At 64.9% G+C, this 11530-nt stretch carries 7 protein-coding genes and 1 pseudogene; 3 read left to right on the top strand and 5 right to left on the bottom strand.

Annotated features, from left to right (window positions below):
• The coding region (locus IVB47_RS31370) for an acyl-CoA dehydrogenase family protein (RefSeq protein WP_256467939.1) at nucleotides 1-478 on the top strand (478 nt) is incomplete at its 5' end.
• A gap of 135 nt (nucleotides 479-613) precedes the next feature.
• Here IVB47_RS31370 and yghU read toward each other — a convergent pair.
• Nucleotides 614-1495 (bottom strand): glutathione-dependent disulfide-bond oxidoreductase, encoded by an 882-nt coding sequence (yghU, locus tag IVB47_RS31365; RefSeq protein ID WP_247288625.1) that lies wholly within the window; start codon nucleotides 1493-1495, stop codon nucleotides 614-616.
• Between the two features lie 303 nt (nucleotides 1496-1798).
• Between yghU and IVB47_RS31360 the strand changes: the two genes are divergently transcribed.
• Both IVB47_RS31360 and IVB47_RS31355 read left to right on the top strand, forming a co-directional pair.
• On the top strand, nucleotides 1799-2932 hold the full coding sequence (locus tag IVB47_RS31360; RefSeq protein ID WP_247467291.1) for a nitronate monooxygenase: 1134 nt from the start codon (nucleotides 1799-1801) through the stop codon (nucleotides 2930-2932).
• 119 nt (nucleotides 2933-3051) lie between these two features.
• Nucleotides 3052-4569, top strand: a complete 1518-nt coding sequence (locus tag IVB47_RS31355; RefSeq protein WP_247467288.1) for an acetyl-CoA acetyltransferase — start codon at nucleotides 3052-3054, stop codon at nucleotides 4567-4569.
• Nucleotides 4570-4676: 107 nt separating this feature from the next.
• On the opposite strand, the gene IVB47_RS31350 is transcribed toward IVB47_RS31355, so the two are convergent.
• The 4 genes and pseudogenes from IVB47_RS31350 to IVB47_RS31335 all read right to left on the bottom strand — a co-directional run.
• Nucleotides 4677-5879, bottom strand: coding sequence for an efflux RND transporter periplasmic adaptor subunit (locus IVB47_RS31350; protein ID WP_247399435.1), 1203 nt, complete (start codon nucleotides 5877-5879; stop codon nucleotides 4677-4679).
• A complete protein-coding gene (locus tag IVB47_RS31345; protein ID WP_247467285.1) occupies nucleotides 5866-9045 on the bottom strand; it encodes an efflux RND transporter permease subunit in 3180 nt (1059 codons plus the stop codon). The genes IVB47_RS31350 and IVB47_RS31345 overlap by 14 nt, the downstream gene beginning before the upstream one ends.
• Nucleotides 9046-9199: 154 nt before the next feature.
• Complete coding sequence (locus tag IVB47_RS31340; protein ID WP_247467282.1) at nucleotides 9200-10894, bottom strand: methyl-accepting chemotaxis protein; 1695 nt, start codon at nucleotides 10892-10894, stop codon at nucleotides 9200-9202.
• Between the two features lie 254 nt (nucleotides 10895-11148).
• Nucleotides 11149-11530 (bottom strand): annotated as a pseudogene (locus IVB47_RS31335) (methyl-accepting chemotaxis protein); the annotation flags it as partial.

Below are 11530 nucleotides of genomic sequence, written 5' to 3'. Positions count from 1 at the left end.
GCTCGGCGAAGGCCGCGGCTTCGAGATCTCGCAGCTTCGGCTGGGCCCGGGCCGCATCCATCACTGCATGCGCACCATCGGCAAGGCGGAGAAGGCGCTCGATTTGATGGTGCAGCGTGGCCTCACCCGCGAAGCCTTTGGCAAGAAGATCGCCCATCTCGGCGGCAATATGCAGATCATCGCGCAGGCGCGCTGCGAGATCGAGGCGATGCGGCTGATGGTGCTGAAGGCCGCCAAGGCCATGGACGTGCTCGGCAACAAGGAGGCCCGCGTCTGGGTCTCCATGGTCAAGGCCATGGTGCCGGAGCGAGCTTGCAAGATCATCGACCAGTCGATCCAGATGCACGGCGCCACCGGCATCTCGCACTGGACCCCGCTCGCCGAAATGTACCAGGATGTCCGCCATCTGCGCTTCGCGGATGGTCCGGACGAGGTGCACTGGATGGTGGTGGGACGCCACGAGTTGAGCATGGCGTGAGCGCTACCTCTTCCCGCTCGGGAAGAGCCGTAGGGTGGGCAAAGGTGCGCTCTTCGCGCGCCGTGCCCACCATCGTATCGCAAGAAGTGGTGGGCACGGTTCGCTTTGCCCACCCTACGACATCTGCGAATAGCTTCACGCAGGCTTCGCTGCCTCGATCTTGTCCTGCGTCTTGGTCTCGAAATCGCCGGCATCATGCCGCTCGTGGAGCTGGCTGGCGGGATCGCCGGAGACGCGGTTGACCATGCGGCCGCGCTTGACGGCCGGGCGCTTGGCGATCTGGTCGGTCCAGCGCTGCACGTGCTTGTAGTCCTGCACCGAGAGGAATTCGCCGGCGCCATAGACCAGCCCCTTGGCGAGCGCGCCGTACCAGGGCCATACCGCCATGTCGGCGATGGTGTATTCGCTGCCGGCGAGATATTCGTTGTCGGCGAGCCGGCGGTCGAGCACGTCGAGCTGGCGCTTGGTCTCCATTGCGAAACGGTCGATGGCATATTCGATCTTTGTCGGCGCGTAGGCGTAGAAATGGCCGAAGCCACCGCCGAGATAGGGCGCGCTGCCCATCTGCCAGAACAACCACGACATCGCCTCGGTGCGGCTCTTGATGTCCTTCGGCAGGAACGCGCCGAACTTTTCCGCGAGGTAGAACAGGATCGAGCCGGACTCGAACACCCGGATCGGCTCCGGGCCGGAGCGGTCCATCAGCGCCGGGATCTTGGAATTTGGATTGATGTCGACAAAACCGCTGCCGAACTGGTCGCCGTTACCGATCTTGATGAGCCAGGCGTCGTATTCCGCGCCCTTGTGGCCGAGCGCCAGAAGCTCCTCCAGCATGACCGTGACCTTCACCCCGTTCGGCGTCGCCAGCGAATAGAGCTGGAAGGGATGCTTGCCGACCGGCAGCTCCTTGTCATGGGTGGGACCGGCGATGGGACGGTTGATACTGGCGAACTGTCCGCCGTTCTCCTTGTTCCAGGTCCAGACCTTGGGCGGCACGTAGGCGGGGGCGTCGGTCATGAGAAGGCTCCGGCGAAAAAGATGCGTCTGCATTAATTAGCCCACGGACGGCCGATGGCAAGCCCTGCCGGCCCTGCGTCCGGCGCGGGCCTCGAGGCCGCGTCATGCATCCGACGTTACCGAGGACGGCCATCACGAGGAGCCGCATCTGTCGAGCCAGGCGTTCGGCTTCGCGCAACACGGCGTGTGCACGCAAGATGCGCTGCCAAATCCGGATTGGCATGGCGCAAGACGATGGGCTAGCGTCGATGAGCCTTCGCTCAAGATTGCAATGACAGCAACGCGAGGCCGCCGGAGGGAACGATGAAATCGCCGATCTGCGACATGCTGGGCATCGATTTCCCCCTGCTCGCCTTCAGCCATTGCCGCGATGTCGTCGCCGCCGTCAGCCGCGCCGGCGGATTTGGCGTGTTAGGTGCGACCGTGCACACACCGGATACGCTGGAGCGCGAGCTGAGATGGATCGACGATCACGTCGACGGCAAGCCCTACGGCATCGATGTGCTGATCCCCGAAAACATCTCGACTGCGGGCGAGAAGGACGTCACCTGGAAGAGCCTTGAAGCACGCGTGCCGCAGGCGCATCGCGACTACACGCGCGATCTCCTGAAGACATACGACATCGAACTCACGACCACCGAGGTCGCCGACAATCAGCCGCAGCCGTTCGATGGCAGGACCGCGTTGGAGCTGCTGGAGGTCTCGTTCAAGCACCCGATCCGCCTGATCGCCAATGCCTTGGGTGTGCCGCCGAAGGCGATGATCGAGATGGGCAGGAAGCACGGCGTGCCGGTCGCTGCGCTGGTCGGGGCCAAGGAGCACGCGCTGCGCCAGGTCGCGGCCGGCGTCGATATCCTCGTGGTCCAGGGCACCGAAGCCGGCGGCCATTGCGGCGAGGTCTCGACCATGGTGCTGGTGCCGGAGGTGATCAAGGCGATCAAGAAGATCCGCGACGTGCCGGTGCTGGCGGCCGGCGGCATTATGACCGGACGGCAGATGGCGGCCTGCATGGCGATGGGCGCGGCCGGCGCCTGGACCGGCTCGGTGTGGCTTGCCACCGTCGAGGCCGAGACCACGGAGATCTTTCGCGAGAAGATGATCGCGGCATCGTCGCGCGATGCGGTGCGCTCGAAGGGCCGCACCGGAAAGCCGGCGCGGCAGCTTCGTTCGGTCTGGACCGACGCCTGGGACCGCGCACCTGAGAGCCCCGGCGCATTGCCGATGCCGCTGCAAAGCATCGTCAGCCGCGACGCCTTCAACGCGATCGACCGCGCGGCGGCGGGCGGCAACGCGAAGGCCCGCGATCTCGTCAGCTATTTCGTCGGCCAAGGCGTCGGGCTGATCGACAGCGTGAAATCGGCCGGCGCGGTGGTGCAGGAATTCAAGGAAGACTTTGCCGAAGCCGTCGAGCACATGAATGCGCTGGTGGCGGAGTGATTGCCCCAGCTCGTCATTGCGAGCGCAGCGAAGCAATCCAAACTATCATCGCGGGAAAACCCTGGATTGCTTCGCTGTGCTCGCAATGACGAAACAACTGACACATCGTGAATTGAAGCATGACAGATAAGAAACATACCCCCGAAGACCGCATCCCCGTCATCGTCGGCGTCGGCGAGATTATCGACCGTCCCAAGGAGATCACCGATGGCCTCGAGCCGCTCGACCTGCTCGAACAGGCCTTGCTGCGCGCGGAAGCAGATGCCGGCGTAAGGCTGCTCGGCGAGGTGCAGTCGCTCGACGTCGTCAACTTCCTGAGCTGGCGCTATCGCGATCCCGAGCAGTTGCTGGCGCAACGGCTCGGGATCTCGCCTGCGCATTGCTATTACGGCCCGGTCGGCGGCGAGAGCCCGATCCGCTACATCCACGAGGCAGCAAAGCGCATCGCGCGGGGTGAATGCAGTGTTGCCGCAGTTTGCGGCGCGGAGGCACAGTCGACGGCGACCAAGGCGGAGCGCGCCGGCGCGAAGCTGCCATGGACGCCGTTCGCCCATGACGTCGAGGAGCCGAAACGCGGCGCAGCGTTCCAGAAACCGCTGGCCGTGAAGCTCGGCGCGTTCCGACCCGTGACGGTCTATCCGTTCTATGAAGCGGCATCGTCCGCCCATTGGGGCCAGACACCGCGCGAGGCGATGGCAGAGTCGGGCGTGCTGTGGTCGCGCTATTCGGAAGCTGCCGCGCAAAATCCAAATGCCTGGCTGAAGCGGCGCTATACGCCCGACGAAATCACGACGCCGACGGCAGACAACCGCCTGATCGCTTGGCCCTACAATAAGCTGATGGTTGCCAACCCGAGCGTCAACATGGGCGGCGCGCTGCTGCTCACCAGCCTCACCAAGGCGCGTGCGGCAGGCATCGCCGAGGACAAGCTGGTCTATCCACTCGGCGGCGCCTCGGCGGAAGAACCGCGCGACTATCTCCTCCGCGACCAGTTTTACGAGAGCCATCCGCAGAACGCCGTCTTGAAGGCTGCGACGGATCTCGCCGGCGGCGACGGCAAGAAATTCGATGCGATCGAGCTCTATAGCTGCTTCCCGTGCGTGCCCAAGATGGCGCGGCGGACGCTGGGCCTGGGTGCGGACGTGAAGCCGACCGTAACAGGCGGCCTCACCTTCTTCGGTGCGCCGCTCAACACCTACATGACCCATGCCGCCTGCGCGATGGTGCGGCGTGTGCGCGACGGCGCAACGCTCGGCCTGCTCTACGGCCAGGGCGGCTTCGTCACCAAGCATCATGCGCTGGTGGTATCGAAGGCGGCGCCGCGTGAAGCATTGGCACAGGAGACGAGCGTGCAGGCGGCGGCAGACAGCAACAAGCGCGCGGTGCCGGAGTTCGTCACGGCGGCCTCAGGCAAGGGCAAGGTCGAGAGCTTTACGGTGCTCTACGGCCGGAGCGGCGATGTCGAGCATGGCGTGGTGATGCTGCGGACCGAAGATGACAGGCGCACACTGGCGCGAATTCCCGCGAGCGATACCGCAACACTGGCGCATCTGCGCGACTTGAACAGGACGCCGGTAAGTTCGCTGGGCGAGATCGCGATGGCTGCGGATGGCGTGCCGGAGTGGCGGGTGGCGTAGCTCTCGTAGGGTGGGCAAAGGCGCTCTTGAGCCGTGCCCACCAATCTTTTTAGGACCGCAGAGAGATGGTGGGCACGCTTCGCTTTGCCCACCCTACGAAATCGAGGCTACCCCTTCGGCGCCTGCTTTTCCGACGCGGTCGCCGGCTTGCCCTTGGCGCCGGCGCCTGTCACGCGGACCTGGTCGCCGTCGGAAAGGCCGTCCGGTGGTGCTGTGATGACGCGGTCATCCGCTGCAATTCCCGAGGCGAGCTCGATTTCCTTGCCAAGATCGCGCGCGATGGTCACGGGCTTGAACAGGACCTTGTCGTCCGGACCGACGGTGGCGACGCGCAGGCCGCTGCCGTTGAAGATCAGCGCGCTGGCGGGAATGCTGAGCGGCGCGGTGTCGCGCTGCAGGCTGAGCTTCACGCTGGCGTAGCCGCCGGGCATCAGCTCGCCTGAGGAATTATCGAGACCGAGCTGCATGCGTGTCGTGCCGGAGGCGACGTCAACCGCCTGTGAGGAAGCTTCCACCGTCGCCTGGAAGGTCCGGTTCGGATACTCCGGCAGCACGATGGCGGCCTTGGCGCCGATCTTGATCGCGGGCACGTAGTTCTGGGGCACGTTGATATAGACGCGCAGCTTGGTGATGTCGGAGACCACGAACATCGCCGGGCCCGAGCCGCCGCCTGAATTGATCAGCGCACCGACGTCAGTGTCTCGCGCCGTGACAACACCGTCAAACGGAGCGGTGATCTTCTTGTAACCGGCCAGCGCTTCGAGGCGCTCGACATTGGCCTGGCCCGAGCGAACCGCCGCGTTCTTGTTGGAGAGATCGGCGGTACGCTCGTCGATCTCCTGCGCGGAGACGAAATTGGAGGCGACCAGCGTCTTGCGGCGGTTGAGGGTGGCTTCCGACAGCCTGGCGCTGGACTGCTGGCTGGCGAGGTCGGCGCGGGCCTGAAGCAGCTGCTGGTCGAGGTCGGGCGCCTCGATCTCTGCGATCACCTGACCGGCCTTCACCCGCGCACCGATATCGGCGCTCCAGCTTTTGAGATAGCCGGGAACGCGGGCAAAGATCGGCGCGCGATAATAGGCTTCGAGACGGCCCGGCAAGTCGATGGTCGAATTGGGAGCCTTGGCATTGGGCAGCGTCACCGCGACGCTGGGAACGGCCTGGTCATCGGTCCATGCCTTCAGCCTGGAGCCCTGCTCCTCGCGGGCACGGATGCCGGTGCCCACGACCAGCCCCGCCGCGATCAGCGCCACCACGCCGAAAAGGCCCAGTTTCCGGTGCGACACCGGCGAGCGGGGTTCAGTGGGCGACATGCGGGGTCTCCAGGGAGGCGGCGAATTTGGCGCCTTGCTTCTTGTGTACCATGCTGAACACCACGGGAACAAACATCAGCGTGGCGAAGGTTGCAAAGATCAGGCCGCCGATCACGGCACGGCCGAGCGGCGCATTCTGCTCGCCGCCCTCTCCGAGCCCCAAGGCCATCGGCGCCATGCCGATGATCATGGCGAGCGCCGTCATCAGCACCGGGCGGAACCGGACGAAGCCGGCTTCCAGCGCCGCGGCGATGGGATCGCCGAGCTCCTCGTAGCGCTCGCGCGCGAACGAGATCACGAGCACGCTGTTGGCGGTGGCAACGCCCATGCACATGATGGCGCCGGTCAGCGCCGGTACCGACAGCGTCGTCTCCGTGGCGAACAGCATCCAGACGATGCCGGCGAGCGCTGCGGGCAGCGCCGTGATGATCACGAAGGGATCGGACCAGGACTGGAAGTTCACGACGATCAGGAAATAGATCAGGACGACCGCCCCGAGCAGGCCGAACAACAAGCCGGTGAAGGCGCTGTTCATGGTCTGCACCTGGCCGAGCAGCACCACGGAAGAGCCTTTCGGCACCTCCTTGGCGGTGTCGGCGATCACCTGCCGGATGTCGGTCGCGACCGCACCGAGATCGCGGCCCGAGGTCGTGGCGAAAATCTGCACCATCGACTGGATGTCGTATTGCGAGACCACCGCGCTCGAGGTCGAGCGCTTGATGTCTGCGATGCCGCCGAGGATCGGCGACTGCGAATTGCCGGCCGCCGTGATCGGCAACGTCTGAAGCGCGCTGAGCGAATCCATCTGGTATTGCGGCGTCTGCATCACGATCGAATAGGACACGCCATTATCCGGATTGAGATAGTAGGTCGGCGCCACCTGCGATGAGCCGGCAAGGTTGACGACGAGACTGTTGGTGACGTCGCGCTCGGTCAGGCCGACATATTGCGCGCGGGTGCGGTCGACATCGATGTTGAAGGTCGGATTGTTCGGCGACTGCTGGATGCGCGCATCGGCGACGCCGGGAATCCTGCGGACCTTGGCCAGCAGATTGTTGGCATACGCGAAGTTGGCACTGAGATTGGCGCCGCGGATCTGCAGGTCGATCGGCGCCGGCGCGCCGAAGTTCAGGATCTGGCTGACGATGTCGGCCGGCAGGAAGGCGAAGCTGACGCCGGGGAACAGCCGCGGCAGTTGCTCACGCAGTACGCGCACATGCTCCTCGGTCGGCTTGTGGCCTTCCTTCAGCTTGATCTGGATGTCGCCATCCTGCGGGCCGATCACGCCGGTGTTGTTGTAGGTCATGTTGATGCCGGAGATCGGCATGCCGATGTTGTCGGTCAGCGTTTCGATCTCGCCCGGGATCAGCTTGCGGATCGCCTTCTGCACGTCGGCGAGCTGGTTCGCGGTCTCCTCGACGCGGGTGCCGACCTGGGTGCGGACGTGCATCAGGATGTTGCCGGCATCGACCGCGGGGAAGAAGTTGCGCCCGAGGAACGGCACCAGCGCGAAGGACGCGCCGACCACGCAGAGGAAGCCGATCACGAACACCGGACGGTGCGCGAGCGCGAGCCCGAGGAAACTGTGGTAGCCGCCGCGAATACGCTCGAAGCGAGCCTCGAAACCGCGCTGGAACCACACCAGGGGATTGCGCGACTTCGGCGGACCGTCCTCGTGATGGACATGTGCCTGCAACAGATAGTTCGCCATGGTCGGCACCAACGTACGCGACAGCAGGAACGACCAGATCATCGCGAACATCACCGCTTCCGCCATCGGCACGAACAGGAAGCGCGCCACGCCGGTGAGGAAGAACATCGGCACGAACACGATGCAGATGCAGAGCAGCGAGACGAAGGCCGGCGTCACGATCTGGTTGGCGCCGTCGAGGATCGACTGCTCGACCGGCTTGCCCTGCTCCAGATGATAATTGATGTTCTCGATCGTGACGGTGGCGTCGTCGACGAGGATGCCGACCGCGAGAGCCAGGCCGCCGAGCGTCATGATGTTCAGCGTCTCGCCGATCGCCGACAGCATGATGATGGCGCCGAGCACGGAGAGCGGGATCGAGACCGCGATGATGACGGTCGAGCGCCAGCTGCCGAGGAACAGCAGGATCATGATGCTGGTGAGCAGCGCCGCGATCACGCCTTCGAACGCGACGCCTTCGATGGCGCCGCGGACGAACACCGACTGATCACCGATGAAGCCGATCTTGAGCGCGTCCGGCAGCTGGTCCTTGACGTCGATCACCTTCTGCTTAATGCCCGCGATGATGTCGAGCGTCGAGGTCGCGCCCGCCTTCAGCACCATCATCAGCACCGAGCGGTTGCCGTCGACATGGACGATGTTGGTCTGTGGCGGGTTGCCGTCGCGCACGGTCGCGACGTCGCGCACATAGACCATCGCGCCGTTGACCGTCTTGATCGGCAGATTGCCGAGCTCCTCGATCTTCAGCGGCGAGTTGTTGAGCTGGATGTTGTATTCGAACTGCCCGATCTTCTGGGTGCCGACCGGCGTGATCAGGTTCTGGGCCGCGAGCGCGTTGGCGACGTCCTGGCCGGACAGGCCCCTCGCCTGGAGCGCGGTCGGGTCGAGGTCGATCTGGACCTGGCGCTGCTTGCCGCCGAACGGGTACGGGATAGCTGCGCCAGGCACGGTGACCAGCGGCGTTCGCAGCTGGTTGATGCCGATATCGGCGAGGTTCTGCTCGGTCAGCCCGTCGCCCGACAGCGCCACCTGGACGATCGGCACGGTGGAGGCGGAGTAGTTCAGGATCAGAGGCGGCGTCGCGCCCGGCGGCATCTGCTTGATCAGCGTCTGCGAGATCGCGGTGACCTGCGCATTGGCGGTGCGAATGTCGACGTTCGGCTGGAAGAAGATCTTGATGATGCCAAAGCCGTTATAGGAATTGGCGGTGATGTGCTCAATGTCGTTGACCGTCGTCGTCAGCGCGCGCTGGAACGGCGTGGTGATGCGGCCCGACATCTGGTCGGGCGGCAGGCCGGTGTATTGCCAGACCACGCCGATCACGGGGATGCGGATGTCCGGAAAGATGTCGGTCGGCGTCCGCAGCGCCGCCAGCGGTCCGATGATCAGAAGCAGGAGCGCGAGCACGACAAACGTGTAGGGCCGGCTCAGGGCAATACGGACCAGAGCAATCATTCGCCGGAAAATTCCAGGTCAAGCGAGGATACGGAATCCGCCCCCACGGGGATCCCTCCCTCCCTTTACCCGAGCACCGCCGGAAACGCCAATTTCCGGCATTCACTTCCGTGCTACCGCACTGCGGAACGCGCACTGCGGCCATGCGGCGGCCTCATGCGGCGCGGACCGAGTCCAGGAACTTGCCGACTTCGAGCTTGAGGCGGCTCGAATCGCGCGACAGCATCTGCGCCGCCGACAACACTTGCGAGGACGCCGACCCGGTTTCGGAAGCACCGTGCTGCACCTCGCCGACATTGGCTGACACCTGCTGGGTGCCTTGGGCAGCCTGCTGCACGTTGCGAGCGATCTCCTGGGTGGCCGTACCCTGCTCCTCCACCGCCGCCGCGATCGCCGAAGAGATTTCCGACAGGCGGGCGATCGTGCCGCTGATCTCGCCGATGGCACCAACCGATTCCTGCGTCGCCGTCTGGATGCCGCCGATCTGCTGGCCGATTTCGCCGGTGGCCTTGGCCGTCTGCTCGGCGAGCGCCTTCACCTCCGAGGCAACGACTGCAAAGCCGCGGCCGGCCTCGCCGGCACGAGCCGCCTCGATCGTCGCATTCAGCGCCAGCAGATTTGTCTGGCCTGCAATGGCGTTGATGAGCTCGACGACGTCGCCGATCCGGGACGCCGCCCGCGACAATTCGCTGACGCGTTCGGTGGTGGATTGCGCCTGGCTGACGGCCTCCCCTGCGATCCGGGCGGATTCCTGCACCTGCCGGCTGATCTCACGCACCGAGGAGGACATCTCTTCGGCGGCGGACGCCACTGAATGGACGTTGGTGGAGGCTTCTTCCGAGGCGGACGCGACCACCGTCGCCAATTCCTGCGCCCGACCGGCGGTCGAGGTCAGCGTCGAGGCCGACGCCTCGAGCTCGGTCGCAGCCGACGATACGGTCTCGACGATTTCGCCGACCGCGGCCTCGAAGCCGTCGGCAAGCTTTGTCATGTCGGCCTTGCGCTGTCCCTCGGCGCGGCGCTGCACCGCCTGCACCTCGTCGCGGCTGAAGCGGATGATCGTCTGCACCGTCTGCAGATTGCGCAGCGACTCGCCGATCTCGTCGTCACGCTCGATCAGGACGCGGTTGTCCAGCTTGTCCTGGACGAGGTTGACCAAGGTGTCGTTGAGCTGCTGCATTGGCCCCTGGACGGCGCGCATGGTCGTAAGGCCGGCAAAGCCGAGGACGGCAGCGCCGGCGACGGCCAGCAGCGCCAGGCTCAGGCTGGTCGTACCGCCGGTCGAGAGCGCTCCGCCGATGCCAAGTCCGAGCACGAACAGCAACTGGAGCGCCATCGTGGTGGCCAGGCGCGCCTTCAGCGTCCTGGTGAAGACCGCAAAATGGTCGAGCAGCGAGCGGCGGCGGATGATGCCGGCGTCAACGCGATAACCATGCGGCTTCTTCTCGCGGATCGCCGCGTAGACCTCTTCGGCCAGCTTGCGCTGGTCGGCTGGCAGTTTGGTGCGGATCGACGTAAAGCCCGTGACCTGGCCGTTCTCGCGAATCGGCGACGCCGTCGCCAGCACCCAGTAGAAATCGCCGTTCTTGCGGCGGTTCTTCACCGCGCCGAGCCACGGCTTGCCGGCCTTCAGCGTGTCCCAGAGATTGTCGAACGCCTCCGGCGGCATGTCCGGGTGACGGACGATGTTATGCGGCTGGCCCATCAGCTCCGCAGACGTGAAGCCGGCTGCTGCGAGAAAATCGTCGTTGAAGTAAGTGAGCTTGCCCTTGAGGTCGGTCCGGGAGACGATCAGCGTCTCGTCGCTGACGGGATATTCGACATCGGTGACGGGTAAATTCTTGCGCATGTGAGCCCCAGAAGTTGGATGAAATAAGCGGCTATTCCAATCAGGGCTGCAACCGGCGGTCCTTGAGACCATTCTCGTAAGCCGAATTTAACTATCAATGAAGGAGACCGCCCGCCCACTTCCGCGGAACCCCCATGATGGTACCTGCTACCGACATCGGGCTACCGGCGCTCGAAAAAAAAGAGCGGCGCTTGCGGCGCCGCTCTTTCGTCAATGGATATTGACGCGGGGGTTTACCCCGCGCGCCTCGGTCGTTACGCCGCGCGGACGTTGGTCAGGAACTTGCTGACTTCGGTCTTGAGCCGGTTCGAGTCGTTCGACAGCATCTGCGCCGCTGACAGCACCTGCGAGGAGGCCGTGCCGGTCTCGGTCGCGCCGCGCTGCACGTCGGTGATGTTGGAGGAGACCTGCTGGGTGCCCTGCGCCGCCTGCTGGACGTTGCGGGCGATCTCCTGGGTCGCCGCGCCCTGCTCTTCCACGGCCGCCGCGATCGCCGACGAGATCTCCGACAGACGCTCGATGGTCGACGAGATCTCCTTGATGGCGCCGACCGAGTCGTTGGTCGCCGCCTGGATGCCGGAAATCTGCTGGCCGATCTCACCGGTCGCCTTCGCGGTCTGCTCGGCGAGCGCCTTC

The organism is Bradyrhizobium sp. 62 (genome assembly GCF_023073035.1).
Classification (GTDB): Bacteria; Pseudomonadota; Alphaproteobacteria; order Rhizobiales; family Xanthobacteraceae; genus Bradyrhizobium.
Note: the sequence above shows the minus strand (reverse complement) of the source record. Positions and strands in the feature narration are given on the sequence as shown.